This is a genomic window from Caballeronia sp. BR00000012568055 (assembly GCF_029439455.1).
In the GTDB taxonomy this organism is placed as follows: Bacteria; Pseudomonadota; Gammaproteobacteria; order Burkholderiales; family Burkholderiaceae; genus Caballeronia.
Window position 1 is genome coordinate 1 of sequence record NZ_JAQFVG010000253.1, and the last position, 26382, is coordinate 26382.

The 26382-nt window shown below is 59.1% G+C and carries 29 protein-coding genes and 1 pseudogene; 16 read left to right on the forward strand and 14 right to left on the reverse strand.

Translation table 11 applies throughout. From position 1 onward, the window contains the following. The 3 genes from P7F28_RS15000 to P7F28_RS15010 all read left to right on the forward strand — a co-directional run. The coding region (locus P7F28_RS15000) for an enolase C-terminal domain-like protein (protein WP_277185314.1) at positions 1-1036 on the forward strand (1036 nt) is incomplete at its 5' end. A 200-nt stretch (positions 1037-1236) separates the two neighbouring features. Continuing rightward, complete coding sequence (locus P7F28_RS15005; protein WP_277185315.1) at positions 1237-1410, forward strand: hypothetical protein; 174 nt, start codon at positions 1237-1239, stop codon at positions 1408-1410. 64 nt (positions 1411-1474) lie between these two features. Further along, positions 1475-2035, forward strand: coding sequence for a DUF4337 domain-containing protein (locus P7F28_RS15010; RefSeq protein ID WP_277185316.1), 561 nt, complete (start codon positions 1475-1477; stop codon positions 2033-2035). A 5-nt stretch (positions 2036-2040) separates the two neighbouring features. Here the strand turns inward: P7F28_RS15010 and P7F28_RS15015 are convergent, their stop codons facing one another. Continuing rightward, a complete protein-coding gene (locus P7F28_RS15015) occupies positions 2041-2664 on the reverse strand; it encodes a histidine phosphatase family protein (protein WP_277185317.1) in 624 nt (207 codons plus the stop codon). Between the two features lie 226 nt (positions 2665-2890). On the opposite strand from P7F28_RS15015, the gene P7F28_RS33860 reads away from it, so the two are divergent. Further along, entirely contained in the window at positions 2891-3166 is a 276-nt protein-coding gene (locus tag P7F28_RS33860) for a DUF3253 domain-containing protein (RefSeq protein WP_368860337.1), read from the forward strand. Between the two features lie 9 nt (positions 3167-3175). Here P7F28_RS33860 and P7F28_RS15020 read toward each other — a convergent pair whose 3' ends face one another. Beyond that, on the reverse strand, positions 3176-4129 hold the full coding sequence (locus P7F28_RS15020; RefSeq protein ID WP_277185318.1) for an AraC family transcriptional regulator: 954 nt from the start codon (positions 4127-4129) through the stop codon (positions 3176-3178). A gap of 94 nt (positions 4130-4223) precedes the next feature. Between P7F28_RS15020 and P7F28_RS15025 the strand changes: the two genes are divergently transcribed. Further along, a complete protein-coding gene (locus P7F28_RS15025) occupies positions 4224-5057 on the forward strand; it encodes an oxidoreductase (protein WP_277185319.1) in 834 nt (277 codons plus the stop codon). Here the strand turns inward: P7F28_RS15025 and P7F28_RS15030 are convergent. Continuing rightward, positions 5054-6400, reverse strand: a complete 1347-nt coding sequence (locus tag P7F28_RS15030; RefSeq protein ID WP_277185320.1) for a PLP-dependent aminotransferase family protein — start codon at positions 6398-6400, stop codon at positions 5054-5056. The two genes, P7F28_RS15025 and P7F28_RS15030, sit on opposite strands and share 4 nt — an antisense overlap. Before the next feature lie 88 nt (positions 6401-6488). On the opposite strand from P7F28_RS15030, the gene P7F28_RS15035 reads away from it, so the two are divergent. From P7F28_RS15035 to P7F28_RS15070, 8 genes and pseudogenes are all read left to right on the forward strand, one after another. Then, on the forward strand, positions 6489-6965 hold the full coding sequence (locus tag P7F28_RS15035) for a PaaI family thioesterase (RefSeq protein ID WP_277185321.1): 477 nt from the start codon (positions 6489-6491) through the stop codon (positions 6963-6965). A 68-nt stretch (positions 6966-7033) separates the two neighbouring features. Beyond that, positions 7034-7612 (forward strand): annotated as a pseudogene (locus P7F28_RS15040) (RNA polymerase sigma factor). A gap of 16 nt (positions 7613-7628) precedes the next feature. After that, positions 7629-7943, forward strand: coding sequence for a hypothetical protein (locus tag P7F28_RS15045; RefSeq protein WP_277185322.1), 315 nt, complete (start codon positions 7629-7631; stop codon positions 7941-7943). Then, positions 7943-8143 (forward strand): hypothetical protein, encoded by a 201-nt coding sequence (locus tag P7F28_RS15050; protein WP_277185323.1) that lies wholly within the window; start codon positions 7943-7945, stop codon positions 8141-8143. The genes P7F28_RS15045 and P7F28_RS15050 overlap by 1 nt, the downstream gene beginning before the upstream one ends. Positions 8144-8188: 45 nt before the next feature. Then, positions 8189-9967: an ABC transporter transmembrane domain-containing protein gene (locus P7F28_RS15055; RefSeq protein ID WP_277185324.1), complete on the forward strand. Its 1779-nt coding sequence runs from the start codon at positions 8189-8191 to the stop codon at positions 9965-9967. 46 nt (positions 9968-10013) lie between these two features. Next, on the forward strand, positions 10014-10775 hold the full coding sequence (locus P7F28_RS15060; RefSeq protein WP_277185325.1) for a 3-oxoacyl-ACP reductase: 762 nt from the start codon (positions 10014-10016) through the stop codon (positions 10773-10775). Between the two features lie 78 nt (positions 10776-10853). After that, positions 10854-11603, forward strand: a complete 750-nt coding sequence (locus P7F28_RS15065; protein WP_277185326.1) for a DUF2278 family protein — start codon at positions 10854-10856, stop codon at positions 11601-11603. Between the two features lie 374 nt (positions 11604-11977). Further along, a complete protein-coding gene (locus P7F28_RS15070; RefSeq protein ID WP_277185327.1) occupies positions 11978-12250 on the forward strand; it encodes a hypothetical protein in 273 nt (90 codons plus the stop codon). A 52-nt stretch (positions 12251-12302) separates the two neighbouring features. Here the strand turns inward: P7F28_RS15070 and P7F28_RS15075 are convergent, their stop codons facing one another. The 3 genes from P7F28_RS15075 to P7F28_RS15085 form a co-directional block, all read right to left on the reverse strand. Then, the gene (locus tag P7F28_RS15075; protein ID WP_277185328.1) at positions 12303-14414 is read right to left on the reverse strand and encodes a phosphocholine-specific phospholipase C; all 2112 of its coding nucleotides are present in this window, start codon (positions 14412-14414) and stop codon (positions 12303-12305) included. Positions 14415-14462: 48 nt separating this feature from the next. Beyond that, positions 14463-14651, reverse strand: a complete 189-nt coding sequence (locus P7F28_RS15080; protein WP_277185329.1) for a hypothetical protein — start codon at positions 14649-14651, stop codon at positions 14463-14465. 208 nt (positions 14652-14859) lie between these two features. Further along, positions 14860-15156: a YXWGXW repeat-containing protein gene (locus tag P7F28_RS15085; protein WP_277185350.1), complete on the reverse strand. Its 297-nt coding sequence runs from the start codon at positions 15154-15156 to the stop codon at positions 14860-14862. 270 nt (positions 15157-15426) lie between these two features. Between P7F28_RS15085 and P7F28_RS15090 the strand changes: the two genes are divergently transcribed. Then, a complete protein-coding gene (locus P7F28_RS15090) occupies positions 15427-16242 on the forward strand; it encodes a dienelactone hydrolase family protein (protein ID WP_277185330.1) in 816 nt (271 codons plus the stop codon). Positions 16243-16244: 2 nt separating this feature from the next. Here the strand turns inward: P7F28_RS15090 and P7F28_RS15095 are convergent, their stop codons facing one another. The 5 genes from P7F28_RS15095 to P7F28_RS15115 form a co-directional block, all read right to left on the reverse strand. Then, positions 16245-17441 carry a c-type cytochrome gene (locus tag P7F28_RS15095; protein WP_277185331.1) on the reverse strand — a complete coding sequence of 399 codons (1197 nt, stop codon included), beginning with the start codon at positions 17439-17441 and terminating at the stop codon, positions 16245-16247. A 41-nt stretch (positions 17442-17482) separates the two neighbouring features. Next, positions 17483-19198 (reverse strand): methanol/ethanol family PQQ-dependent dehydrogenase, encoded by a 1716-nt coding sequence (locus P7F28_RS15100; protein WP_277185332.1) that lies wholly within the window; start codon positions 19196-19198, stop codon positions 17483-17485. Between the two features lie 232 nt (positions 19199-19430). Beyond that, positions 19431-19700 carry a pyrroloquinoline quinone biosynthesis peptide chaperone PqqD gene (gene pqqD / locus P7F28_RS15105; protein WP_277185333.1) on the reverse strand — a complete coding sequence of 90 codons (270 nt, stop codon included), beginning with the start codon at positions 19698-19700 and terminating at the stop codon, positions 19431-19433. Between the two features lie 89 nt (positions 19701-19789). Then, positions 19790-19864: a pyrroloquinoline quinone precursor peptide PqqA gene (gene pqqA / locus P7F28_RS15110; protein ID WP_277185351.1), complete on the reverse strand. Its 75-nt coding sequence runs from the start codon at positions 19862-19864 to the stop codon at positions 19790-19792. Positions 19865-20051: 187 nt separating this feature from the next. Beyond that, on the reverse strand, positions 20052-22025 hold the full coding sequence (locus P7F28_RS15115) for a sigma-54-dependent Fis family transcriptional regulator (protein WP_277185334.1): 1974 nt from the start codon (positions 22023-22025) through the stop codon (positions 20052-20054). Between the two features lie 308 nt (positions 22026-22333). Between P7F28_RS15115 and P7F28_RS15120 the strand changes: the two genes are divergently transcribed. Continuing rightward, positions 22334-22954, forward strand: a complete 621-nt coding sequence (locus tag P7F28_RS15120) for an FMN-dependent NADH-azoreductase (RefSeq protein ID WP_277185335.1) — start codon at positions 22334-22336, stop codon at positions 22952-22954. Positions 22955-22958: 4 nt separating this feature from the next. Further along, positions 22959-23090 (forward strand): hypothetical protein, encoded by a 132-nt coding sequence (locus P7F28_RS15125; protein WP_277185336.1) that lies wholly within the window; start codon positions 22959-22961, stop codon positions 23088-23090. A gap of 17 nt (positions 23091-23107) precedes the next feature. Here the strand turns inward: P7F28_RS15125 and P7F28_RS15130 are convergent, their stop codons facing one another. The 3 genes from P7F28_RS15130 to P7F28_RS15140 form a co-directional block, all read right to left on the reverse strand. Further along, complete coding sequence (locus tag P7F28_RS15130; protein ID WP_277185337.1) at positions 23108-23614, reverse strand: spore coat U domain-containing protein; 507 nt, start codon at positions 23612-23614, stop codon at positions 23108-23110. Positions 23615-23979: 365 nt separating this feature from the next. Beyond that, the gene (locus tag P7F28_RS15135; RefSeq protein WP_277185338.1) at positions 23980-24285 is read right to left on the reverse strand and encodes a DUF4148 domain-containing protein; all 306 of its coding nucleotides are present in this window, start codon (positions 24283-24285) and stop codon (positions 23980-23982) included. 153 nt (positions 24286-24438) lie between these two features. Continuing rightward, positions 24439-26187, reverse strand: coding sequence for a hemagglutinin (locus tag P7F28_RS15140; protein WP_277185339.1), 1749 nt, complete (start codon positions 26185-26187; stop codon positions 24439-24441). Between the last annotated feature and the right edge of the window lie 195 nt (positions 26188-26382).

Consider the following 26382-nt stretch of genomic DNA (forward strand, 5'->3'; position numbering starts at 1 on the left):
GTTTTGGCGCGAGATTACATCCGACAGCCAGTTACGCTGGATCGGCCCGGACAAAGGTGCGATTCATCTGGCAACAGCAGCCGTAGTGAATGCAGTGTGGGATTTGTGGGCGAAGTCGGTCGGCAAGCCCGTTTGGAAATTGCTTGTCGATATGACGCCGGAAGAGTTAGTGCGCTGTCTCGACTTTCGCTATGTGACCGATGCCATCACGCCATATGAGGCCATCGCGATTTTGAATCGGCACGCCAAGACGCGCGGTGAGCGCGAGAAGGAAATGCTTGAGCGAGGCTATCCCGCGTACACCACATCGGCTGGTTGGCTCGGCTACGACGACGACAAGATTCGCCGTCTTGCACGTGAAGGCGTGGCGCAAGGCTGGACGCACTTCAAGCAGAAAGTAGGTGGCAATCTCGAAGAAGACGTGCGACGCGCGCGAATCTTGCGCGAAGAAATCGGCGAAAACGCCAAGTTGATGATGGACGCCAATCAGGTTTGGGATGTCGATCAGGCGGTAGCCAACATGCGTCGTCTCGCGGAGTTCGATCCGTGGTGGATCGAAGAACCGACGAGTCCGGATGACGTGCTCGGTCACGCGGCCATTCGCAAGCGTCTGGGATCGATCGGCGTTGCGACCGGCGAGCATTGTCAGAATCGCGTGATGTTCAAGCAATTGCTTCAAGCCGAAGCAATCGACTTTTGTCAGATCGATAGTTGCCGGCTCGGTGGCCTGAATGAAGTCATTATCGTGTTGCTGATGGCGGCTAAGTTCGGCGTGCCGGTGTGTCCGCATGCGGGCGGTGTAGGGCTGTGCGAGTACGTGCAGCATATCTCGCTGTTCGATTACATCTGCGTATCGGGGTCGCTAGAGAATCGCGTGCTGGAATATGTGGATCATCTTCATGAACACTTCGTCGATCCCGTCGTCATCAAGAATGGACGATATGCGGTGCCGCACGCAGCGGGCTATAGCATCGAAATAAAGGCGGATTCATTGGATCGATATTGGTATCCGCAGGGCGCGGCTTGGACAGCGTGAGGCTAAGCGTCTTTAGCAAAAAAACGTTTGCTTGAGCTTAAGCATTTCTCAAGCGTTAGGCCTTGTATGTCTGCGCACAGAGATTACTTACCGGAACCTGCATGCTTCGTGCATAAACGATTTCCGGATAAGGCAAAATGGAAGCGGTGGTGTTTGAGGGATTTGGTCTGGTCGTGACGAAGCTTCGGGACCGGTACTTCATGCAATACAACGCAGGCACGCATGGGGTCGCGATGCGCAAGGACGCCATCACGAAAGAACAGGCCATGCGTGTGATGACCGGTCAGACGCACGAAGTAACGAGCGTGCTGATCGACATTCAGCGCAGTGTATCGAGCTTTAATGTGCAGCCGGGGCGAGCAGGCGTGTATTGATCAGTTGCGCGTGGCGGAAGTATCGTCATAATGTGCGACTGCTCTCTTCAAGCCTCGGCTCGCCATGTCTCACGAACATGCTCCGCACGACCATATGGTCGAACACGCCGCTCATTCCGGCGACTCTCTGTCTCGCTGGGTCGCAGTCTTTACGGCAATTCTTGCCGCGCTTTCCGGGCTCCTGCACTACGAAGAAGGCGTATTGCAGACGCAAGCGCTGATCTTCAAGAACGATGCCGTGCTGCTGCAAAGCAAGGCTAGCGATCAATGGAGTTACTATCAGGCCCAGTCAAGCAAAGGGCATTTGATGGAGCTTGCCGCCGAACTCGCGCCGGCCGAGCGCAAAGCGTTCTATCACGATCAGATCGGCAAATACGAAGAGCGCAAGACGCAGATCGCCGCTAAGGCGCATGAGATTGAAAAGCAGGTCGATGAAGCGAATCGTCGTTCGGAGGCTAAGGAACATCCGCAGCATTTATTCGGGCAAGCGCTTGCATGGCTAAGCGTGGCGATATCGCTTGCGGCGATCACGTCGCTTACGAGTAATCGTAAGCTCTTTGTGCTGGCCGGATTGATGGGCGCGGCGGGCGTCGGTGTATCGATTTTCGCGTTACTGCATCTCTGATTACATCAGTGGCCGGGGCATACAGTGGATTCGCCATTTAGCCCTTGTTGTTCGATCGAAAATGCCGCCGTAGTCTTCGATCCTTGTTTCGTCACGCGCACGATATAAATGCTGTCGAAGTCCGGGCTTTGCCACTTCGGCACGCTTTTCGGATCGCCGCCGTATTGCTTGACGATACGGCGCGCCGCCTCTTCGACAATCGAATGCTCCCACGCGACCACGACCAGTTCGTTCTTATAGCGTGATGCGAGCACGGTATCGACGAGCTTGTCGATATCCTTGAAACCGATCGATGCATCCACCGGCATGCCGAAATAAATCGCCGTTGGTTCGATAGTGGCAAGCGGGCGCACATAGTCGTACTTCGTGCCGCGATCGTCTTTTTGCCTGGCGGGGTCGGGCGCGAAGATCGCATCGGGACGGCCGAACTTCGCTTCGATCACACGCGGTAGCGCTAGCGAACGGTTAAGCCCTTGGCAATTTAATTGTCCAAGTCCATCGGCGGGCTTTTCGCCATGACGGACCATGACGATGGTTTCGGTCGTCTTCGCATCATCGGCGCGTGCAGCGTGGCTCGCTAAACATGCGAGCGTAGTAAATGCGAAAGCCGCAGCGTAGCGCGCTTGCATAGTCGTGGCCTTGACTAAAGAACAAGCCAATTTTAGCAACACGCGACGCTTGAATTGAGCAAACGCTGCATCTATTCTCCTGACATTTCCCCGCCATCGCGTTCGTATGGTCGAGTGGGATGCGCGGCATCGTGGAATGTATCTTGCTAAGCGGAGTAGGGCTTGCTGCAATTGGCGTGTTCACGTTCGGGCTGCTTGGCCTGTCGCTTCAATAACTCGCTTTCTAATGCCAACAAATCGCGATATCGAAAATTGTTTGCTTGAATTGCTGAGCCGGCGCGCCGAATCTTCATCGATTTGCCCGTCGGATGTGGCACGTACACTCGCAGAAGATGAAGCAGCATGGCGCGCGTTGATGCCTTCGGTGAGACGCGTGGCCGCATCGCTGGCGCGCGAAGGGTGCATCGTTATTACGCAAGGGGATGTCACGCTCGACCCTTCATCAATCGATCAGGGACCAATACGGTTGCAGCGCGGAGAGAAGTTCAGGATATCCAAGTGATTCGATATCCTAGTGCGACGATACGTAGGTCGCGCCATCGAAAGGTGCGGGAATGGCAAAACTCGCGCGCATACGCCGCGTTTCCGCAGCGGGTGTCAGACCGAATAGCCGCTTGAACTCGCGAGTGAATTGCGATGCGCTCGTGTAGCCGACAGCATGGCCGGCTGCTTCGGCAGTAAGACTTTCGCGGAGCATCAGCAGACGTGCCTGATGCAGTCGTGTCGATTTCACATATTGCATCGGCGAAACTTGCGTGATGGCCTTGAAATAGCTGTGGAAGCTCGGCACGCTCATGCCGGCTTCATCGGCGAGCATCGTGACATCGAGCGACTGCGCGTATGCCGCGTGAATCAAGCGCAGCGATTTGCCGATTCTGCCGAACTGGCCGCGCTTGGCGAGCGCTTCGCGCATCGAATTGCCTTGCGCGCCCGTTAATACGCGAAAGTAGAGTTCGCGCAATAACGACGGGCCCAGCACGGCGGCCTCAAGCGGCTCATTCAACGCTTCGACAAAGCGCAGCACGGAGCTTTGCATGGCGTCGTCCATCGGCGTGGATGTCATGCTTTTGGGCGTTTCCGAATAGGCCATCATGCCTTCGAGATCGATCTGCGCGGCCAATTCCCCGGCCAGCGTGAAATCAAGGTGCAGATAGAGCGCAAGCAAAGGACGCTCGGACGATGCATCGGTTTCCATCGTGAAGGGAACGGGCACAGAGACGGCAAGGTAATGCTGTTCATCGTAGAGATAGAGTTCATCGCCGAAATAGCCGCGTTTGCGGCCCTGACAAACAATGACGATGCCCGGATCGTAGAGTACCGGCGTACGCGACAAGGCCCGATCCGAACGCAGGATGCGCACGCTCGGCAGGGCGGTCAGGTTATAGCCTTCGTCCGGTGCCAGCGCACGCAGCAGCGAGATCATGCGCTTCTGACTTTGCGACGAAAGCGAGGTTTTCGACTTCATAGTTTTGTGCAAGATAAAGAGTGGATTTGAGCTTATTCTATTTGTCGCCTGATACTAGTATGCACTTTCCAGACACCAACAGGAGAGTGCATCAATGGCATCCGGAAAAACCTTGCTCATTACCGGCGTCAGTAGCGGCTTCGGCCGCGCGCTTGCAGTCGAAGCGCTTGCCACAGGGCATAAAGTGGTCGGCACTGTGCGAAACGATCAAGCCTTGCACGAGTTCGAATCGCTATCGGCGCATGCGGCGTTCGGGCGTGTGCTCGATGTGACCGACTTCGATCGGATCGATAGCGTGGTCGCTGAAATCGAGGCGAACGTAGGTCCGGTAGATGTGCTAATCAATAACGCGGGTTATGGGCACGAAGGCATCATGGAGGAATCGCCCTTGCCGGAAATGCGCCGTCAATTCGATGTGAATGTATTCGGCGCGGTCGCGCTGATGAAGGCCGTGCTGCCTTTCATGCGTGAACGCAGGCGCGGTCACATTCTGAATATCACGTCGATGGGCGGCTTTATTACCATGCCGGGTATCGCCTATTACTGCGGCAGCAAGTTTGCGCTCGAAGGCATATCTGAAGTGCTCGGCAAAGAAGTGGCCTCTTTTGGCATCGCGGTGACGGCCGTCGCGCCGGGGTCATTCCGTACCGACTGGGCGGGCCGATCGATGAAGCGAACCGCTCGCTCGATCCCCGACTACGACGCGGTTTTTGATCCCATTCGGCAAGCACGCGAAGAGAAGAGTGGCAAACAACTTGGCAATCCGAATAAAGCGGCCCGCGCGATGCTCGCGGTGATCGACGCGAAGAATCCGCCTGCGCATCTGCTTTTAGGAAGCGACGCGCTTGGGCTTGTGCGCGGCAAGTTATCGGCGATGGAGGAAGAAATTCGCGCGTGGGAGAGCGTGACTATTTCGACGGATGGTTAAATCGGAAACTGCTCGATGGTCGCGCGCACGTCCATCAACACCGATTCGAGCCGATCCACCGTCACCGAACTCAAACCGATGCGCAGCGCATGCGGCGCGTGCTTTGTCGTCGCATACGCTCGCGCTTTCGATACGGCGATACCGCGTTTAGCCAGCGCAGTCGCGATGCGGTCCATGCGCAGATCGTTCGGCAGCTCGAGCCACAGAAACATGGACGATGGATGCGCGGTCAGGTCCATGCCTGTAAAAACGCGCCGCGCGATGGCCTGCCTGTGACGCGCATCGCGGCGCAAGAACGTTTCCTGACGTGCGACCGTGCCGTCGTCCATCCAGCGCATGGCCATTGTCGTGACGATACCGGACAGGCTCCAGTAACTCGCGCGAATCGCAGCCTTTAAGCGACCCGCGTACGCCTCCGGTACAACGACAAAGCCGAAACGCAGTCCGCTCGCAAGGCTCTTGGAAAGGCTTGAAACATAGACCGTGCGTTCGGGCGCCATCGTTACTAAAGCGGACGGCGCTTTGCCTGCGAGATACGCATAGGCCGCATCTTCGATCAGCAGGCAATCGTGCGTTCGCGCAATCTCCACTAAGCGACGGCGTTGCTCGGCGGACAGCACCCAGCCAAGCGGATTGTGCAGCGTAGGCATCGTATAAATCGCGCGAATGCGATGGCGGCGGCAAAGCGCATCGAGCGCATCGAAATCAGGGCCGTCGGAAAGAGAAAGAGAACGCACGGGCCGTAGTGTCAGCCGATGCGCGTCCGCGATCATCTTGAAGCCGGGGTAACTCAACGCATCGACGGCGACGGAATCATGCGGTTCGAGCAGCGCACGCGTGACGATATCGAGCCCCTGCTGCGTGCCGCCCACGAGAAATACACGATCCGCCTCGACGCGCACGCCACGCTGCCTGGCCAGAAATTGCGCCACGATTTCGCGCTCATGACGCCGTCCTCCCGGCGGCTGTTGATGCATGAGCGAGGCGAGATCGCCTGATGTGGCGAGATCGCGGAGCATGGTGCGCAGCAGATCGGCCTGACCGTCCCACGTCGGATGATTGAAGGACAGATCGGTCACGTGGGCGTTGAGCCGTGCTTCGTCGTCGTTGTCCCACTCGCGCTGCTGCGGCCGATCGCGCACGAAAGTGCCGCGTCCCGGTTCGCCGATCACAAGGCCCATCGACTGGAGATGCGCATAAGCCTTGCTCGCCGATGCAATCGCCATACCGTAACGCGCGGCGAGCTTTCGGTGCGTGGGCAGCGGCGTGCCCGGCGCGAGCCTGCCGCTCATGATGTCGGCGGCCAGCGCATCGGTCAGCATTTTGACGGGGGATTCGCTCATGACGTGTATTGAAGCGTCTCTAGGACAATTATTTGATCGTCCTAGTGTACGGGCTTACGCTCTGCATGGAAACCATCATGGAGTCGATATGAGCCGTTGCTTACCCGTGCTGGACTATCTCCAGCGTCAACTCGATGGCCGTCTCACCGATGGCGATACCACGCATATGCGCTATCCCACGGCCATTTCCACGCTGCTGGGCTTTCGTATCGTCGAAATAGGCGAGGCGCTCGCCGTGCTCGAATTCGATGCCGATGCCACGCTCCACGGCAATCAGCAAGGCACCCTGCATGGCGGCCTGTTGTGCGAACTCGCCGATGCCGCCATCGGCACTGCGCATTCGACCTTGATGAGCGAGGGCGAGAGTTTCACCAGCATCGACCTGAAAGCGACGTTTCTGCGCCCCGTATGGAAATCGCGCTTGCGTGCGCGCGCATGGGCGACACATCGCGGCCGAACCATCAGTCACTATCAATGCGAGATTCAACGCGAAGACGGCAAGCTCGTGACGAGCGTTGCAAGCATTGTGATGACGCTTCACGGCGAACGCGCATCAGGCCGTTAGCCGCCCTCCCGCGAAAAATTTCTTCGGGCAGGTCACAATATTCTCCGTCCCGAATCGTCAACACGGGTATGGAACCGCCGCACGCCCCGACCACCTTGCCGCAGCAAGACCGCGAAATCGCCGATGCCGTCGCGCGTGAACGCCCGCGTCTGCGCAATTTCATTCGCAGGCGGGTGATCGATCAGGACGAAGCCGAAGACATTCTTCAGGACGTGTTCGAAGAACTGGTCGAAGCGTATCGACTGACGGACCCGATCGAGCAGATCGGCGCGTGGCTGTTTCGGGTCGCCCGCAATCGCATCGTGGACCGGTTTCGCAAGAAGAAGGAAGTGCCGCTGCCGGATTCGTTCGATGCCATCGAGTCCGACGACGACTAACGCCTCGATCTTGCGCTGCCGTCGCCCGATGCCGGTCCGGAAGCTGCGTATGCACGCGCGGCGCTGCTGCAAACGTTCCAGGCCGCGCTCGATGAACTGCCCGCGAATCAGCGCGATGTGTTTATCGCGCATGAACTCGATGGTCGCAGTTTCAAGGAAATCGCCGCAGAAACGGGCATTGGCGTGAACACGTTACTGGCGCGCAAACGCTACGCCGTGCTGCATCTGCGGGAGCGTTTGCAGTCGGCTCATGACGATTTCGAGAATTGAACGGAAGGAGAGAATCATGCGATTCAGAAGGAAGTTTTTGGCGAAGGCCGTGTTGTTGGTAGTCGTGTTTGCAGTTGCGGGCTTGATCGTGATGAGGCTGTGGAACTGGGTCATTCCGGGCCTGATCGTGGATGCACATATGATCGATTATCCGCGCGCGATCGGTTTGCTCGTGCTGTGCCGTATTCTGTTCGGCGGCTTTCGTGGTTATGGCGGTCATGGCGGTTGCCGTGGCGGACGCTGGCAACACTGGCAACGCATGACGCCGGAAGAGCGCGACAAGATCCGCGGCGGAACGGCGTCGATGTCAGGCGAACGGAGCGCACCATAATGCTGAGCCCACACGAATTCGCCACGCTGATGCTGGTGCGCAGCCTGCCCGAGCAAGTCGATATGACGCGCGCCGAACTGGATACGCTGCTCGATTCGCAATTTATCGCGCTGGAGCATGGTCGTCATCTCAAGCTCACGGCAGCCGGCGAACGGCTGCTCGAAGCGGCCACGCATATGGAGCGAAAGCTGCCGCAATAAACGGTTGATATCATCAAGCGGTTCTTTATCGACTCTTCGATTTTTATGGCTGCTTCTTCGTCCCGCGTCGGTCCGCTTTTCGCTTTGGTGCCTTTTCTCAAGCCCTATGCGGGCCGATGGGCGCTCGCGTTCCTTGCATTGGTGACATCGGCGGGCGCGACGCTGGCCTTGCCGATGGCGTTCCGCTATCTGATCGATCGCGGTTTCGCCACGGGTGACCGTACGCATATCGACCGCTATTTCATCGCGCTGTTTATCGTCTCGCTTATTCTCGCGGGCGCAACGGCGCTGCGTTTCTACTGGGTTTCATGGCTCGGCGAGCGCGTGACCGCCGACTTGCGGCGCGCGGTCTACGACCACATCATGCGGATGAGTCCGCAGTTCTTTGAAATCACGCAGACCGGCGAAGTGCTGTCGCGTCTGACGACGGATACGACGCTGATTCAAACCGTCGTCGGTACGAGTTTGTCGCTTGGGTTGCGCAATGCCTTGCTGACTATTGGCGGTATCGCGATGCTGGTGATGACGAGCGCGGCGCTGTCCGCGTACATCATCGCAGTCCTGATCATCGTGGTTGCGCCAATTGTCTTCTTCGGGCGGCGCGTGCGGCGTCTGTCGCGCGCGAGTCAGGACAAGGTGGCGAATGCGAGCGCGCTGGCCGGCGAGACGCTCAACGCCATGCCAACTGTGCAGTCGTACACGCAAGAGCAATACGAAGCGAAACGCTTCGGCGCAGCGGTGGAAACGGCCTTTGAAACCGCGCTCACGCGCATTCGCGCGCGCGCGGGGCTGACGGCGGTGGTGATCGTATTTGTGTTCGCGGCGATCGTCTACGTGCTGTGGCTCGGCGCGCAAGCCGTGCTCGCCGGACAGATGACGGCCGGGCAACTTTCGCAGTTCATTCTGTACGCAGTATTTACGGCGGGCGCGGTCGGCGCGCTCGCGGAAGTGTGGGGCGATTTGCAACGCGCGGCAGGCGCGACGGATCGGCTGATGCAATTGCTGGCGGCAGAGTCGCCTGTGACCGAGCCTGAAGTGACGTTGCCCATGCCATCCACCGGCGATGGTATTCGCTTCGATAATGTCAGCTTCGCGTATCCATCACGCGCGGCTATACCGGCGCTTTCCGGCTTCTCGTTCGATGTGCGTCCGGGCGAGCATGTCGCGCTTGTCGGGCCTTCGGGCGCGGGCAAGACCACGCTGTTTCAATTGCTGCTGCGCTTCTACGATCCGCAATCCGGCAGCATTCTGATCAACGGGGTATCGACACGGCAGATGTCGTTCGGCGTCCTGCGCAATGCAATCGGTGTCGTATTGCAGGACTCGGTGATCTTCTCCGGCAGCGTGCTCGACAATATCCGTTATGGCATGCCGGAGGCGACGCTCGCGCAAGTGCAGCACGCAGCGGATATGGCCGCTGCTGCGGGCTTTATCGAACAGCTTCCGGAAGGATATGACACGTTTCTCGGCGAGCGAGGCGTGAGGCTTTCCGGCGGACAGCGCCAGCGTATTGCCATTGCGCGGGCGATTCTGCGCAATCCGCCCATCCTGCTGCTCGACGAAGCCACCAGCGCGCTCGATGCCGCCAGCGAACGGCTCGTGCAAACTGCGCTGGACAATGCCGCGCAGAATCGCACGACGATTGTGATTGCGCATCGGCTGGCGACGGTGCAGCGCGCGGATCGGATCGTGGTGCTGGATCACGGGCGGATTGTCGCGCAGGGCAAGCACGCGGAGTTGCTGCAAAGTTCGCGGCTCTATGCACAGCTTGCGGCCTTGCAGTTCGGCAATCCACTCGACGCGGTACCCCACGTCAACGCGTGAACCTTCATAATGCATCGGCTAAATCAACATCAACATGGAGAAGTCGATGCTGCTGTCTGAACAAAACGTACTTGTCACCGGCGGCGCGCGCGGGCTTGGTGCGGCGATTACCGAAGCGCTCGCACGCGAAGGCGCGAATGTGGTGATCAATTATCGGCGCAGCGAAGCGCAGGCTCATGCGCTGGTCGAACAGTTAGGATCGCGCGTGATTGCGGTGCAGGCCGATATTACCGACGCTACATCCGTCGCGCGTTTGTTCGATGAAGCCCGCGCGAAAACCGGCCGTCCCATTCACGCAGTGGTCAATAACGCGTTGGCCGATTTCCGCTTCGATGGCGATGCGCGCCCGAAGCTCGGCGATATCGAATGGACGCGTTTTCAGCAGCAGATCGACGGTGCGTTGAAGGGCGCGCTGAACACGATTCAAGCCGCGCTGCCCGCGATGCGCGAGGCGGGTTTCGGACGCATTGTGAACGTCGGGACTAACCTGTTCCAGAACCCGGTGGTGCCGTATCACGACTACACGGCGGCGAAAGCGGCTTTGCTGGCGTTGACGCGCACGGCATCGAACGATCTGGGGCCGGACGGCATCACGGTGAATATGGTGTCGGGCGGATTGCTCCGTACGACCGATGCCAGCAGCGCCACGCCCGAAGCCGTGTTCGATATGATCGCGGGCTTCACGCCGCTGCGCCGCGTCACCACGCCCGCCGAATTCGCCGATGCGGTGCTGTTCTTTCTCTCACCGTGGGCGCGCGCGGTGACGGGGCAGAATCTGGTGGTGGATGGAGGGCTGGTGAAGGGGTGATCTTGTAACTTCATTGCCTTAAAACCGAACCATGTCACACGAAAAGCTTCCAATAAACACTCACACCGGGAGCGACTCATGGCGAACAACGTTTATGTGGCATTCAAGGGCACGGTCAAACTGGGCGTGCCGTTTCTCGACGGCTATAAAGGCGATCCGCACTATGTAATCTCGAGCGAAGACCCGAGCGGCAACGAATTTCGCATCGTGACCAATGTGAAGTCGGATAGCTCGCTCGCGGGCGCGGCGGGCTATAACGTGCTGTATGTCTGGAACCAATATTTTCAGCATCCGATGACCGCCGATCTCGACACGCTCGCGCCTGGCGTAGCAACGTCGAATTTTCCTAAGCTCGATTACGTGCACGACAAGCGACTCGTCGATCTCACCGCCATGCGGCCCATTCCGCTCGACACGAAAGACGAGAAGAACGATATCAACGCGCTGCTCAACGAGATGCTGACGCTGGATATGTCGGCAGACGGCATCGACTATGTTTATCCGACGCCCACGTATAGCGACAACCGGCTGGGCTGGAAGCCGACGAAAGACGTCACCGTATATGCGTTCGGCTTTCTGTTCGAACCGAAGCACGATGGCCTGCATGAAACGCATATGAATCAGGGCAACCCGAAGCCTTCGAAGGGCAGTCACGTCAAGGATCATTCGAACGAAAACGGCGTGTTTCAGGACGGCGCGGTGATCGTGGAAGTGGACGGCAAATTTCAGGCACTGTTCGTCGCGTTTCAGACGCAGCTCGTGCCGACCGATAATCGCGGGCGGCCCATTCCGGGGCAATCGCATCCCATCTTGCAGACGAAGGGTTGACGCGCTTAATCAGCATGTCATGCTTTCGGCCTAACTTACACTTCGCCTGCTTGGGTTTGGCTTCGATTCCTCAGTAAGCACACGCTCATCGGTCTGAAGCGTCCTCAAGGCATCCTTAATAAATGCCTGAGGACGTCGGGATCGCTCGCCCTAAAAATGACAACGTCAATCTATTCTCCGCTGACGCTAAGCCTTAATGTTGATCAAAACAACATCGTGGCGTTATTGCTGATTGGCGTCGGCGTAGTCGGTATTTTCGGTATTTTCACCGTAAGGCGCGTGCTGCAATTCGTGATGAGACTCGGCGCCGACATGCGTTGAACAATCCTGTTCCTTGTTACGATGACCGCTTACGCGTGTTATCGGAATCGATCATGGAACAGGAAGACTACGAAACGGCGATCAGGCAACTCCGCGCGGCGGCGGAACTGGTAGCGGCGGGCGTATCGGAAAATGAGCGGATGAATGCGCAGGGCGTGCGCGCTTTCTTCATGATGAAAGAAGCGCGTGTGCATGAAGCGAACCGCACGCAAACATCGAACGATGATCTGTTCCGGGCTACGGCATCGGCGGCGCTGGAGATGGCGGGGCGCAAGGAATATCTCGCGGCGGCAGCGCTTCTGGAACAGGCGCGTTCACTGATATGAATGTGACGCGGGACGCGTCGGGCGCGTCCCGCTCATTCACGTCGAACTCACATCAAATGGCTTTAGTGACTGGCGCAATCGCGGCCGGATCGGTCGTGCTGGCTTTGCCCGTTTCGACGTGCCCGGCAATGCGGCGCAGCCACGCGCCATTGCCCGTCACTGTGAACGACAGGTCATACCAATTCGCACTGCACGAGAGATCGAAGTGCGCCTCCACCGTTTTGCCCGCGGTCACGCTGATGTTCTGCGGTGCCTGAGCGTAAGCATTGTCGGCAGCGGTGACCGTCAGCGTCGACGTTCCCGTGTTGGCGACCGCGACATACACGTTGCCGTTCGCGACGTCATAGCACGTGGTGATTTCCGGATGCGCGGCAGCACCGGCTGTTGACGAACCTTGCAGGCGGCGGAAGAAGCCGTTCGGACCGTAGACGTTGACCGCGTAATTGCCGTTGGCATCGAGTGTCCATGTATCGGAAAGCTGCTTGCCTGCTTCGACCGTGTAGTGACGCGGCGTGGCGGTCGGATCGGCCGTATAGACCCAGAAATGCGCGCCTTGTTTGCCCGTATTTGCGAACGTAACGACATAACCGCCCGACTGCAACTGGCCGTTGACGTGCAGTTCATACGGCACCGCGCGCGCGGGACGTGTGCCGGTTTCCTGTGCCTCGACGGTTTGCGCGGCGCTCGCAGCGGGCGCGGTCTGCGAGGTCGTGCGCGCGCACTGCTGATCCGCCTGCGTGATGTATGTCGATGTGTTCGGCAAACTCGGAAAGCTCGGGTCCGATGCGCTGAAATCGAGCGCCGTCGTCAGATCGCCGCACACGGCGCGACGCCATGGCGAGATATTCGGCTCCTGTACGCCGAAGCGTTTTTCGATGAATTGCAGCACCGACGTGTGATCGAACACTTGCGAGCTGACATAGCCGCCGCGCGACCATGGTGAGACCACGAACATCGGTACGCGCGGTCCGAGGCCGTAGGGAAGATTGTCGGCGGTGTACGTGCCTTGCTGCGCGGACGTCACCAGCGTGTGACGTTCGAGCGTGATATCGACCGTGCTCGCGCCGGTGTTCGGCAGCGTGGGCGCTTGCGGCGGCACCATATGATCGAAGGAGCCATCGTTCTCGTCGTACATGATGAAGAGAACGGTTTTGCTCCACACGTCCGGATTCGATGTCAGGGCATCGAGAATGGTCGCGATATAGTTCGCGCCGTACAGCGGCGTGAACTTGGGATGCTCGGAATACGCGGCGGGCGGCAGCAGCCACGACACTTGCGGCAGATTGCCGGCCTGCACATCGGCCTTCAATTGCGTGAGATTGCGCGTGCTCATGCCGCGATTGGCCAGCGACGAACCCGCTGGCGCATTCACGAAGTTCTGAAAGCACGCGAGCATATTGGTGCCGTAATTGCCCGTGTAGTTATCGAAACCAGTGCCTTGCTGATACACCTGCCACGACACACCCGCCGTTTCCAGACGCTCGGGATACGTGGTCCACGTGAAGGGATTGAGCTTGATGGTATCGAACTGATTGTCGATATAGTCGATATTGTCCAGCAGCGGCCCGCCGCCGGTGCCGAGCGGATCGACCATGCCGGTCATCAGATACATGCGGTTCGGGTGCGTGTTGCCGGGAATCGAGCAGAAGTAGTGATCGCACACCGTGAAGGCATCGGCGAGCGCGTAGTGGAACGGAATGTCCGCGCGCGTGTGATAGCCCATCGTCATATTGGTCTTTTGCGCGGCCCATTTGTCACCGCGTCCACCGTCGATCGCGCCGTGCGTGGTCGCCCACGTATGCGGCAAGCCGCCAATACACTGCGCGTTCACCGCCGAGTTCGTGGTGTCGTAACGGAACGGCGCGATCACCTTGGTCGGGTCTTCCTGACGCGGCTGGAACCAGACCGGCTGACCGTTCGGCAGCGTCAGTGGAAAGCGGTCGTTATAGCCACGCACGCCGTTCAAATGACCGAGGTAGTGATCGAACGAGCGGTTTTCCTGCATAAATACTACGATGTGCTGAACATCCTGAATCGTACCCGTGACCGTGCTCGGTTCGATGGCGAGTGCGCGACGGATCGCATCGGGAAACAGCGCAGTGGCGGACGCACCGGCGAGGCCAGCGGAGAGCTTCAGAAAGTTGCGGCGGGATTGAGTGACCATGAGCGTCTTGTCGAGGTTGATCGGCTTGCGTTGACGTTGTGTCGTGCTTCAGGACTTGGGTTGCACGAAGCCGGGCGGGCAATGCATGTTGGCGTCCGCGACCGCAGCATTTCCGCACGCTGCCTTGGCGGTGGGCGTAGGCGTGGACGAATCGGAATCGCCGTGACAAGCGCTGAGCGTGACCGCGAGTGCCTGAATGCCGATCAGCATCAGGAGCCGAAGAACCGGCGTCTGCATGGAAGTTTCTCCGTTGTGAGGGCGGCAGACGCGGATGCGCGTCCGTCATCGGCAAGCATGAATAGGCCGATGCGGGCGAACAGTAATTTCCGAATGTTACAGACCAGTGTCCAAGCTCGATGAAGGCTTGTTTATAGGGTTTTTTGTAGGGATATAGAAAGAAAAAGACGCCCGTGAAGGCGTCTTGGAGATTGAAAAAGCTTAAGGCTCAGGAAGCCCAGTGACCTTCGATCCAGGCCCAGCCACCACCGCGTTCGGCCCAATGTCCCGGCACCCAGTGATAACCCACGCGTACTTCTTTCCAGTGACCCGGTTCCCAGACATAGTCGCCATGCGCCCACTTCCAATGGCCGTTCACCCAGACGAAGCCGGGACGCGGAGGCGGCGGCGCTTCGGCGCGGGGCGCTGGCGGTGCTACTCTGACGACTTCTGGTTGCGCAGGTTCGACCACGCATGCGGCAAGGCTCAGACTCAGCGTTGCTGCGGCAAGCACGCTCGCCATCATTCGATATGCGCGTCGCCCGTTCTCGTATGTCTTCAAGTCGTTTTCTCCTTTTATTGATTCCACTTTTCTCAAGAGCAACAGCGATGCCGCTCTGCTGTTTAAACGGCTAAAGTAGGCATCGCGTTGATGATTCTTTTGTAACAAATACTTTGGGATGTCGCGTAAGAGAAAACCAATCAAAAGAAAGAAAAAGGAATAAACGTGAAAGGCTTTTTCAATTGGAAATTCGCTAAGAAAATAATGGCGGTTAGCGCATTTTTCTTAGCGGTGATGCCGTGTTCTCAAGCGCAGACCGTGGTGCATTTTCCTTCGTTCGATGGTCCGCCCGCCACGCAACTCGACGCTTATCTTTTCGATGTCGCTACACCGGGCACGCACCCGGCAATGGTATTTCTGCATGGCTGCGGCGGCATGTTCAATCGACATACCGGCAAAATAGATTCGCGCAGCACGGACTGGGCACAGCGATTCAACGCGCTCGGCATCGCGGTATTGATGGTCGATAGTCTCGGCCCGCGCCAGCATGGTCAGATGTGCGCGCCCTCTACCTTCGATGGTGATATCTATCGCGCGCGCTCGCAGGATGCGTATGCGGCGCTGGCGTATCTGCAGAGCCTGCCGCAGATACGTGCGGATCGGATCGGCGTGATTGGCTGGTCACAAGGCGGTGGCGCTTTGCTCAACACCATACGTGCGAGCAGTCCCGCGCGTCCGGTGCCCATGCAGCACGCCGATTTTCGCGCCGCCGTGGCGTTCTATCCCGCGAGTTGCCGACGTGCTATGCAAGGTTCGCCGTGGGCGAGTCCCGTGCCCCTGCTCGTGCTGATCGGCGAGAAAGATGTGTGGACGCCTTTGCCGCCTTGCGTCGAATTGATGAGTACGCCAGCGCAAGGCACGCAGGTTACGCTTCATACGTACCCCGACGCTTATCACGATTTCGATTGGCCCAACATGCGTGTACATGAAGTCCCGGCCTTTACCACGAAGAAAGGCGTCGTGCCGATTGAAGGAACCGATCCGCAAGCGCGTGAAGATGCGTTACAGCGCGTGCCCGAATTTCTCACGCGCTGGCTGAACGATCGCTAGGCTCAGTGCGCGGTGCCTGCGTTCAGCTTGAGTGTTGAAGACCGTGCGCTGTCTGCAGTCATTTTTCCGCTCGTCGCCTTATAGCCGTTCGAATAGAGCAGAAACGCCATGATGTCCGCGTAATCCTGATCCTTCAGCTTGCCGGGACGGTCGGCCGGCATGTTGGTCGCCATGTAGGTGAAGACGCCGCCAACAGTCAGATGCGCGTTCTGTGCGGGCGCGAACGCCGGTCCTTGCAACGCGGGCGCGGTCACGCCCTGAAGCTGCGCGCCGTGACACTTCGCGCATGCGCCGGAGTAGAGCGTCTTGCCGCGCACGGTCTGCGCTTGCTCGAAGGTCGGCGGCGCGACGGCTGCATCGTCGGATACCTTGATGAAGCGGCCCATGCGTGAGGCGTTCGCATCCGCGAGCATGATGCCAGATGTTACGGACGTCGAATGATGTGAGGCTTCGAGGTCAGGTGGCATGGCCCAGCGTTGCGTCAGCGTTTGCAATTGGCCGTCGCGCGTCATATCGGCAAGTGCGGTGTCGATACGGTCACGCAATGCCGCGCTCTTCGGCCCGAAGGCGAATGTGAGTTGCCAGTCCGCATACGGCGAGCGCGCCGCAGCGATATTGAACTTGCGCGCTGGATGCCCGATGCCATACGCGACGACCGCCGGATACCACACGATCGCGCGTTGCGCGCGGCCGCTTGCGACCGCTTCGACGGTCTGCGCCGATGTGTTTTCCAGATCGAGCGTGACATTCGTTTCGCGCACGGCGATCAACTGCGCGGGGCTGGCGTAGACCGCTGCAATCGTATGTTTCGCCGCGCCTTGCGGATCGGCGTCCGGCGCTTCGATGCTGACGTAGCCCGCACGCAGATAGCCGCGTGAGAATTGCATCTTGCCACCGGACGCATCGGCGACGCTGGAGCGCGGGAAGCCTGCGATCACATCGCATTCGCTTGCGAGCGTCTTGTCGAGTTCCTTCAGCGACACACCGTCGTCGTCGCCATCGCCTATACCGTGCGTGGCGAAACGCGCAGGAATATGCGCCCGCGAAAACACCGCCTGCGCGACGGTGCGATCGAGCGCGGCGGACGGGCTGCCGGGAAACGTGCAGACCGTCACCGCAGCATGCGACGCATCCGGTGACAACATGATGCAGGCGGCGAGCGCGCACGCCGCGCGAAGAGGTTTGATAAGCGTGGTCATATGATCAGGCATCCGTACGATATGAAAGAGGCAAGCAGCGGTCAGGAGTGCTTCAGCGCGAACACATACAGCGTGCCGCCGCGCGGAATCTTGTCCGCAGCCTTCGCCATCGGGCCACCCCAGATCGGATTCGCGCCGCCGTAACCCGCGAGAATCGCGACGTATTCCTTGCCGTCGATCTCGAACACCGAAGGCTGGGCAATGATGCCGCTGGCGAGTTTCGGGCTTTGCCACAGTACTTTTCCGCTGCTTTCATCGAAGGCGAGCAGATGTCCGTCGAGCGAACCGCTGAAGGCGAGGCCGCCGGCGGTCGTCGCTACGCCGCCATTCCACGGCAGTTTGGTCCAGTGGCTCCAGACCTTCTTGCCGGTATCGACATCGATTGCCTGCAATTCGCCATAGCCCTTGCTGTTCGGTTCGGGCTTGATTTCGAAGCCTTCGCCGAGATAGGGCAAACCTTCCATATAGTTCACCGATTTACCCGACAGCGACATGCACGCATGCAGCGCTGGCACGATGGCGAGATGTTTTTCGGGGTCGTACGAAACCGACCACCAGTTCTTGCCGCCGAGGAAGCTCGGGCACGTTTCGATAGTCGTGCCCGCCTTCGGATACTTCGCCGGATCCTGAACCGGCGCTCCGTTGTCCTGATAACCCGTCACCGATGTCGCGGTCACAAATGGGCGCGCATAGATCAGCTTGCCGCTGCTGCGATCGATCGCGTGGAAGAAGCCGTTGCGGTCGGCGTGGATGATTGCATCGTAATCCTTACCTTGATACTTGATATTGGCGAGCACGGGTGTGTTGACGCCGTCATAATCCCACGTGTCGTGCGTGGTGTATTGATAGTGCCACTTGAGATCGCCGGTTTTCGGATCGAGCGCGAGCAGCGAGTCGGAGTAGAGGTTATCGCCGGGACGAAGGTCTGCGAGCCACGGTCCGGGATTTCCTACGCCCCAGTAAAGCGTCTTGCTGTTTGCATCGTATGTGCCGGTCAGCCAGGCTGGCGCGCCGCCGTGTTCCTGCATGCCGTCGGGCCATGTGTTGCCACCCGGTTCCTTCGCGCCAGGCACCGTAAAGCGCTTCCAGAGCACCTTGCCGTCGTTCGGATCGAGTGCGGCGATAAAGCCGCGCGCGCCGTATTCACCGCCCGAACTGCCGACGACCAGCGCACCGTCCAGCGCGAGCGGTGCGAGTGAGAATGCGTAGCCTACGCCCGGATCAAACATGGCCTTTTTCCAGACCAGCGCGCCGGTTTGCGCATCGAGCGCCGCGACCTCGCCGCTCAGCATGGCGACATACACGTTCTTGCCATACAGCGCGACGCCGCGATTGACCACATCGCAGCAAGCGGTTTTGAAGGACTCTGCGCCGAGTTTGGGCTCGTATTTCCAGAGCTGTTTGCCGGTGGCGGCGTCGAAGGCATAGACGTTGTCTTTCGGCGTGGTCACGAAGAGAAAGCGTCCGTTGACGATGGGCGTCGCTTCGAAGCCTTGCTGAAGTTCGGCGGGAAACTTGTAGCTCCACACTTGTTTCAGGCCCTTCACGTTGCTCGTGTCGATCTGCTTGAGCGGTGAATGCGCGTGACCGTTATAGGTGCGGTAGTAGGTGAGCCAGCCCGGATCGCTCTGTGCGTTGGCGAGCCGTTCGTAGTTGACATCCGGATACGCGCCGGAGTCGCTCGTTGCGGCGAGTGATACGCCCGCTCCGATGCTGAACGCAGCGATTGCCGCTGCTGCCATGACGGATGTCTTCATCGTTGTCTCCTGTGGGTATTGTCGATAGGGCTGCAAAACAATTCGATATCCCACAAGGCAAGTCGTATGCCATTCGTCGTTGATTCGCGTGAACGCCTTGATGCGCCTTGATGGATGGCACTGTGCGGACTTCGATGCATCAACGAGGCAATCACAAGCGCGTGTTGCAACGTGGAGCAAGGTGACGATGCGCTGTTGCCCGAAGCAACATAGACGCAACATAGAAGCGGTATCAGTCGAGCCAGCCGCGGCTGCGTGCTTCGTCGATAAAGCGCGATACATCCGCCGCGAGTCCGGTCGCATGAAAGCGCGCTTCGAGTGCATCGATGATGTCGTCGAGTGCGCGCGTGCCGTCGCACAGCGAGAGAATTTCGCCCGCACTGCGATTGAGTTCGGCGCGGCCCAGCGGATGCACGATTGCCACGGTGCGCCGATACGCGTCCCATTCGATTCGGAACGGCGCACGCAGGCGCGGACGGGCACGTGCCATCGGTATGTTCATGATGGGATCGATCGGCGCGCGGCGCTGCTGACGCGACGTGACGTGAGCGTGAGCAGCGCCTGCTTCAGAGAAACGAAACGACGCCGTGCTTAGCGCACAGCGATATACATCGTGATTTCAAAGCCGAAACGCAGATCGTTGAAAGCGGGCGTGGTCCATTGCATGGTCATCTCCTATAGAGGCATCGTCGAATAAATGAGCAGCGAAGGTTCGCTGCCGGGCGTGCAAATGCAAGCTCCATGCCTTCGAAGACAACGCGATCGCTTCCTTTCAAAACGATTCAGGCAAGAACGCGGCGAGTGTTCCTGCCTGCAGCAACAGTGTTGCGAAACGGAACACCCGTGGAACAGGTCAGTGTTCAGTTGGCGCAGTTGGCACATTCAGGGGCATTTTTCGATAGATCGTATTGCGCGATATCCCGAGCGCACGCGCCGCTGCCGATACATTGCCCTGATGCCGCGCCAGCGTCGATGCAATCAGTGAAGCCGTCACGTCTTCGAGCTTGCCCGAAGTGGAATCAGATGCAGCATGCGTTTCGTGTATTGCGGATCCGCTGCCGAACGGCGTTTCGAAGAAATCGTCAGGCAGATGTTCACGGCCGATACATCCGTCCGGACCCGACATCGCGGCGGCGGTACGCAGCACGCTTGCCAGTTGCCGGCAATTGCCCGGCCACGGATAACGCTGAAACAGCGCCATCACTTCCGCGTCGATGCACAACGGCGCATCGCGCGGCTCGTCTGCGTCGAGCCATTGCAGCATATTGGCGATGACGGCGGCGAGATCCGTGCGTTCGCGCAGCGGCGGCAGGCGCACCACCAGTCCGTTCAGGCGGTAATAGAGGTCTTCGCGGAAGCGGTTCAGCGCGATCATCTCGCGCAGATTGCGGTGCGTCGCGCAGATAATCGCGACATCGACGGGAATGGACTTGCATGAGCCCAGCGGGTTGACCACGCGTTCCTGAAGCACGCGCAACAAACGCACTTGCAGCGGGTACGGCATATCACCGATTTCATCGAGAAACAGCGTGCCGCCGTTCGCCTGCAACAGCTTGCCCGCCGCGCCCTTGCGTCGCGCGCCGGTGAACGCGCCTTCCTCGTAACCGAACAACTCCGACTCGATCAGACTCTCCGGAATCGACGCGCAATTCACCGCGATAAACGGTGCATCGCGGCGCGGCGAGTCGTTGTGAATGGCTTGCGCGAGCAGTTCCTTGCCCGTGCCTGTTTCACCGGTGATCAGCACCGGAATGTCCTTGCCAATCACCTTGCGGATCTTGTCGATGACCACGGACATCGCGGCGTCGCCGTTATCGAGCGCGCGCAGGGCGGGGGTATCGCGCTCGGTCGCACGCGGCCTCGCCTCGACCGCGACCGATGCGTTGCGCGTTTGCGAAGGCCAGCGCATATCGGCGAAGGGCGCGCGGTTCATCGATACGCGCGCGCACACCACGGTGCCGCTGCTCAGACCGAGCGTCATATGCGACATACGCGACGCACGATTCGCACGCGAACGGTCGATCAATTCCGCGCTGCTCAGCCCGAACAAGGAAGAAAGCGTATGCGCCCGCAGCGACGCCAGTGGCAAACCGAATTGGAATTGCGCCGATCGATTCGCGGAGAGAAAACGGCCGTCGCAGGTGAACGCGGCGATGCCTTCCATCAGCGTGCCGAGGAACTCGGGGCGACTGTGAAAAGCAATCTGGACCATGTCGTTGAACGTGCTGTTGAACAGATGGTTTTCGATCATCTGCACCGACATCTTCGCGAGCGCCATCGTATGCTGGTGATAACTGCGATGATCGCCGGTTACGTCGAGCACGCCGATCAGTTCGCCGTACGGATCGAGGATCGGCACGCTGGAACAAGTCAGAAAATGATTGACGGCGAGATAGTGCTGATCGCCATGCACGACCGTCGCATCACGCTCCGCGATGGCCGTGCCGATCGCATTGGTGCCTTGTCGATCTTCTGCCCAGTTCGCGCCCGGCTTTAGCGCAACCTTGGCCGCGCGCACAAGGAAGTCGTCGTCGCCGGTGGAGTGGAGAATCAGCCCTTGCGCATCGGTCAGCACGATCATGCTTTGCGTATCGACGATCTGTTCGCGCAGCGTTTCCATCACGGGTGTGGCATGGGCGCATAGCACGCGGTTCTGCTCGAGCTTGAGCAGCAACTCGCCTTGCGTGAGCACATCGTAGTCGGGCCGTGCCGACGCCAGTAAACCGAAAATTTCCGAGCGCTCGTGCGCTTTGCGGATCGATGGCACCAGCCAGCCGTCGTCTGCGTGATGCTGCGGAAACGCTATATCGTGGGTGTCTGCGCGCATTGTCTCCCTCCTGAACGCGTACCGGTCGAAACGCCGGGTATCGAGCGAAGGCTTGAAGCAAGGTCTGCGCCATCCACGCGAAATGCTTTTTATGTATGGCTATTGAAAGAAATTTGGGTGCTTCAATTATAATTCGGCATCCGAACTAAAAATTCGCTTAGCAAATTATCCGGGAAAGTCCGGATTGGGGCGCATCGCGGAGAATGCCTTGATTGCGCGGCAGGAGCAGCGCTTGCTTTAAGTTTAAGCTAAGCATAAGGCGCGGCTATCGCCGTTCTGGTTCAAGCTGAGTTTTCATCGGAGGAGACATGCATCTGCTTCATGTGATTGGATCGCCGCGCAAGCGTTCGGCTTCGCATCAGGTTGCCAACGCCTTCGTCGAAACGTGGAAGACGAAACATGCCGATGCAAGCGTGGACGAACTCGACGTATGGTCGGTCGATCTTCCCGCCTTCGACGGTCCGGTGATCGACGCGAAATACGCGGGCCTCGAAGGCCGTCCGCTCGATGCCGAACAAGCCGCCGCCTGGCAAACGGTCCGCGCGCTTGCCGACCGTTTCCGTCAGGCCGATGTGATTCTCTTCAGCGTGCCGATGTGGAACTTCGGCATTCCTTACCGGCTCAAGCATCTGATCGATGTGATATCGCAAAAGGACGTGCTCTTTACCTTCGATGAAAACGGTCTGAACGGCACGCTCGGCGGACGCAAAGTCGTCACCATTGCCGCGCGCGGCGTGCAACTCGGCCCCGACTTCCCGCCCGATTCATACGACTTCCAGACCACCTATATGGCGATGTGGGCGCGCATGGTCGGCATCACGGATATTCAGACGATAAGCGTCGAGAAGACCTTGTTCGGTCCCGAGGCGGATACCGAATCGCGCGAAGCAGCGAGTGCGCAGGCGCGTGAATTGGCGAGCACGATGTGATCGCGTGAATGCCAAAGCGCTTCCTGCGCGCGGTATCGAAAGCGGTGCTGGAGACGGCGGCGGCACCGTGCTGGTTCTGACCATGCTCTGGCTGCTCGCACCGACGCTCGTGTATCACGCGCCAGTGCTGCCCTGAGCCTTCGTCAGTGATCCTTAGAACGTAACAGTCGCCGTAATGGTCGATGAGTAATTGCCCGCTGCCGGCGCAGTCTGCGTCGGCACGCGGCCATACACCGTCAACGTCTGCGCGATACCCGTGCCGGTGCCCGACATCGTATCGCTGCCGACCGTTTGGCCCCAGTTCTGCGTGCGCGCGGCATCGCGGAACAGCGAGAAGTTGACTGTGTTCGATCCCGTGCCGCCCAACAGACGCGAGGCGACGCTCGAACCGCTGACCGAGCCTTGATCGAGCGCGACGTTATATGCGGAACCAGAGCTGCACGTCAGGTTCATCGTGGTGGTTTGATCGATATTGCTGGTGATAAGGCCCGTCGTACCGAAGTTCAAGGGATTCGCGGTGATGGTGCAGTCGGCCTGAACGGTGAGCGTGACCGCGAAAGTCGTGCTCTTGGGACTGGCGGCATCGGCAAGCGTGGGCGCGGTCCCGGCGATAGCGATCGCAATGACGGCCCCGGCAGTTCGCAGTGCAATCTGCTTCATGTTTTCTCTCTCAGTGTGCGTGCGCATTTTCTACGTATGCGGCTGGTTTGAATGGCCGACTACGTGTGCATGTCGCCCTCAGGCTTTCTTAACGGCATTGAAAGCCAGCGCCTGATAGCTAAGAGAGAAATTTTTTACGTGCTAAGCGTAAACGAGCAAGCTAAAGCGGTCATTAATACCGCGCCTTGCCTAAGAAATCAAAAAAAGCCCAGGGCGAACGCCGCTGGGCAAGCCATCGGTTGACCCGGTGGCGGAGGTGCTGAAAGTGCTAAAAGCAAAACTGGCCGTCCGTCGATCCCGACAGCGGCCAGCATCTTGTTCTTGCTTACGATTTGATCAGTAATCCGATCGACTTAGTGGCCGACTTAGTGGCCAAAGTACACCGGCGCGATGTCGTTACCCGTGTGTGCTACACCGCGGCTGCCTGCTGCCGACGATGTATCAGCGACGCCACCATAGCTGTTTTGACCGTTTTGCGCGGCGATTTTCGCATCCGCTGCCTGAATTTCAGCCGGGTAAGTCGTGTGGTCCATGCCGGGGTTGTAGCCCGCACGTTCGACTTGCACCAGTTGCGCCTTCACTTCGCTGCGCGTCAGCGGCTGGCTTTGAGCGAACGACGAAACAGCGGGAACAGCAAGCGCAGCGGCGACGATAAGAGTTGCGAGCTTCATGGTATTACCTCCGGATTCTTTGTTTTTCGCAAACACCCGTTTGCGTTTCAGTGATTCCAGTTTAGGTAAGTAGACGCTTAAGATTAATGGCGCAGTTGACAAGGGATTTTTGTCAATTTTGCGATAACTGTGATTTCAATCGCGCGTATGACGTCATCGAATAATGACGGTCAGCGTCGAATGCGCGGGCACGGTGACCGATTCGCTATACGTCGCCGGCACATTGCTGCGCGCGGCCGGAAAACTCGACAGGCTCGCCAGCGTGCCCGGCGATGAAGACGGCAGATCGCGCGTGAAAGCCGACGGGTCGATCGGCACCAGCGTCAGACCGTTATCCGTACGCGATGCAAACGAATAGCGCGCCACATTCGCGTTCGCGGGAACCTGACCATCGGTGGTCGCGGTGAAATAGCGGAATTCCTGCGCCACGCTCGACCCCGCACGATACTGCGCGATTACGTTGTTCAACGCGGTCAGCGAATTGGTCGAACTCTTGTCGGTCAGCATCGACTTGTAGAAGGCGAGGCCAAGCTGCCGATTGAGAAAGCCGCCAAACGAGCCGTTCATCGCGTAGCTGTCGCAGGCGCTCGCGACGGGCGTCCATGTCGTCAGGCTGCACGAATAGCCGCCGTGTCCCGCATAGCTCAGGAAGGAGACCACGCGGTCATCGCGGATCGGCGCGTAGCTCGCGTCGAGACTCGTGCTGAGCCAGTCTTCCATCATCATCGCCATCATTTCTTCGAGCCAGGTGTCGAACACGTAGTCCGCGCCGAGCAGCATCGCGCGGCGATAAAAGCTCTGCATATGCTGGCTTTCATGCGCCATCACGCTTTTGATGACCTGGCAGCCGAGCGTGCCGCCGAGGTACAGCGTTTCCGAATCGACATAGATGGACAAGTCCTGATTGCTGTGCGCGGTCGGGCCGCTGCCCTGATTGACGAAGTTGTTCAGCGCGTAAAAGTAGCCGAGTTCACCGAAGGCCTTGCCATCGGGCGTGAGATTGGCCACGACGATATCGATCGGCTGGTTGTTCGCGGCAATCACGCCGGTGTGGTTCGTCGCGCCCCAGAACGGCCCGCCGATACTCGTCACCAGGTCATACACGCCGCCCGCGCCCGCATACGTCTTCAGCAGTTGCTGGACGATGCCCGCGGAGACTTTCGCGCTGCCGTATTCGGCGGTTTCGACCCACAGATTGATGGTCGTGCCATCCGAAGTTTGCTGTGTGCCTTCGAGCGTCATTTGGCGGTTGGAGTCCTCGCCGATCCAGAACATGCGCGTAGTCGATCCGACCACGTTCGATTGCGCCGCCGCCTTCGATGTCGATGCGGGCAATTGCGCCGCGCTCGTCGAATTCGCATCGGGCGATGCGTTGGTGAACGAAGTCCAGCCCGTGCGATTGAATTCGTGGATGGTTTGGAGGCGCGTCGAATCGAACGAAAGCGGCGGCGCGTTCACCGAACTGAGCGTCTTCGACGACGACACCGCGCTCTTGCTGACCGATGACGTCATATCCTGATTCGCGGCGATGCTCGACATCGACTGCGACGCGCCTTCATTGGTGAACACGAGCGACACGTGCTTGCCCGCGACATTGCCCAGCGTCACATTGACGACGCTGCTTTGATCCGTCTCGTTGAGTGCTTGCCAGAGACCGGTGCCGCTGCCGCTGTAGGTGGAATCGTCGGCGGCGCCGCAATTCGTGCAGGCGGCGTGCAGTTTGCCGTCGGTCGATGTCGCGACGGCGACGCTCGTATTCGTGGTAGGCGCGGTGGTTGCAGAAGTGGCGCTGGCGGCGCTGCCGCTGGTCGCGGATTTTGTCGTGTCGGCGCTGGAACCGCCGCCGCCTCCGCCCCCGCCACACGCGCCCAGTGTCAATGTCAGCACCAATGCTGCGCCCACGGCCAGGCCGTTTTTTCCGCGATACCCCGTCATAAGACCCCTTTGATTGTCGATTCGCGCTCGTTCGATTCGGCGCGTGATGTCTTAAGTAACGGCGGGGGTAAAGCGAAATTAAGTAGAGGGTATTACCAAATTGCCGATTCCCAACGTGTTATCAGGTATTTAATACCTTATCGAAGCTAGGGAAAGCCCTGA

What these genes read in the sequence shown, in the direction of transcription:
- P7F28_RS15060 (WP_277185325.1), top strand. Translation starts at nt 10,014, where the DNA reads ATGCTGCTGTCTGAACAAAACGTACTTGTCACCGGCGGCGCGCGCGGG.
- P7F28_RS15010 (WP_277185316.1), top strand. Translation starts at nt 1,475, where the DNA reads ATGTCTCACGAACATGCTCCGCACGACCATATGGTCGAACACGCCGCT.
- P7F28_RS15005 (WP_277185315.1), top strand. Translation starts at nt 1,237, where the DNA reads ATGCAATACAACGCAGGCACGCATGGGGTCGCGATGCGCAAGGACGCC.
- P7F28_RS15100 (WP_277185332.1), bottom strand. Translation starts at nt 19,198, where the DNA reads ATGAAGACATCCGTCATGGCAGCAGCGGCAATCGCTGCGTTCAGCATC.
- P7F28_RS15065 (WP_277185326.1), top strand. Translation starts at nt 10,854, where the DNA reads ATGGCGAACAACGTTTATGTGGCATTCAAGGGCACGGTCAAACTGGGC.
- P7F28_RS15135 (WP_277185338.1), bottom strand. Translation starts at nt 24,285, where the DNA reads ATGAAGCTCGCAACTCTTATCGTCGCCGCTGCGCTTGCTGTTCCCGCT.
- P7F28_RS15045 (WP_277185322.1), top strand. Translation starts at nt 7,629, where the DNA reads ATGCGATTCAGAAGGAAGTTTTTGGCGAAGGCCGTGTTGTTGGTAGTC.
- P7F28_RS15015 (WP_277185317.1), bottom strand. Translation starts at nt 2,664, where the DNA reads ATGCAAGCGCGCTACGCTGCGGCTTTCGCATTTACTACGCTCGCATGT.
- P7F28_RS15130 (WP_277185337.1), bottom strand. Translation starts at nt 23,614, where the DNA reads ATGAAGCAGATTGCACTGCGAACTGCCGGGGCCGTCATTGCGATCGCT.
- P7F28_RS15030 (WP_277185320.1), bottom strand. Translation starts at nt 6,400, where the DNA reads ATGAGCGAATCCCCCGTCAAAATGCTGACCGATGCGCTGGCCGCCGAC.
- P7F28_RS15095 (WP_277185331.1), bottom strand. Translation starts at nt 17,441, where the DNA reads ATGACCACGCTTATCAAACCTCTTCGCGCGGCGTGCGCGCTCGCCGCC.
- pqqD (WP_277185333.1), bottom strand. Translation starts at nt 19,700, where the DNA reads ATGAACATACCGATGGCACGTGCCCGTCCGCGCCTGCGTGCGCCGTTC.
- P7F28_RS15120 (WP_277185335.1), top strand. Translation starts at nt 22,334, where the DNA reads ATGCATCTGCTTCATGTGATTGGATCGCCGCGCAAGCGTTCGGCTTCG.
- P7F28_RS15070 (WP_277185327.1), top strand. Translation starts at nt 11,978, where the DNA reads ATGGAACAGGAAGACTACGAAACGGCGATCAGGCAACTCCGCGCGGCG.
- P7F28_RS15020 (WP_277185318.1), bottom strand. Translation starts at nt 4,129, where the DNA reads ATGAAGTCGAAAACCTCGCTTTCGTCGCAAAGTCAGAAGCGCATGATC.
- P7F28_RS15025 (WP_277185319.1), top strand. Translation starts at nt 4,224, where the DNA reads ATGGCATCCGGAAAAACCTTGCTCATTACCGGCGTCAGTAGCGGCTTC.
- P7F28_RS15035 (WP_277185321.1), top strand. Translation starts at nt 6,489, where the DNA reads ATGAGCCGTTGCTTACCCGTGCTGGACTATCTCCAGCGTCAACTCGAT.
- P7F28_RS15075 (WP_277185328.1), bottom strand. Translation starts at nt 14,414, where the DNA reads ATGGTCACTCAATCCCGCCGCAACTTTCTGAAGCTCTCCGCTGGCCTC.
- P7F28_RS15055 (WP_277185324.1), top strand. Translation starts at nt 8,189, where the DNA reads ATGGCTGCTTCTTCGTCCCGCGTCGGTCCGCTTTTCGCTTTGGTGCCT.
- P7F28_RS15090 (WP_277185330.1), top strand. Translation starts at nt 15,427, where the DNA reads ATGCCGTGTTCTCAAGCGCAGACCGTGGTGCATTTTCCTTCGTTCGAT.
- P7F28_RS15050 (WP_277185323.1), top strand. Translation starts at nt 7,943, where the DNA reads ATGCTGAGCCCACACGAATTCGCCACGCTGATGCTGGTGCGCAGCCTG.
- P7F28_RS33860 (WP_368860337.1), top strand. Translation starts at nt 2,891, where the DNA reads ATGCCAACAAATCGCGATATCGAAAATTGTTTGCTTGAATTGCTGAGC.
- P7F28_RS15080 (WP_277185329.1), bottom strand. Translation starts at nt 14,651, where the DNA reads ATGCAGACGCCGGTTCTTCGGCTCCTGATGCTGATCGGCATTCAGGCA.
- P7F28_RS15115 (WP_277185334.1), bottom strand. Translation starts at nt 22,025, where the DNA reads ATGCGCGCAGACACCCACGATATAGCGTTTCCGCAGCATCACGCAGAC.
- P7F28_RS15085 (WP_277185350.1), bottom strand. Translation starts at nt 15,156, where the DNA reads ATGATGGCGAGCGTGCTTGCCGCAGCAACGCTGAGTCTGAGCCTTGCC.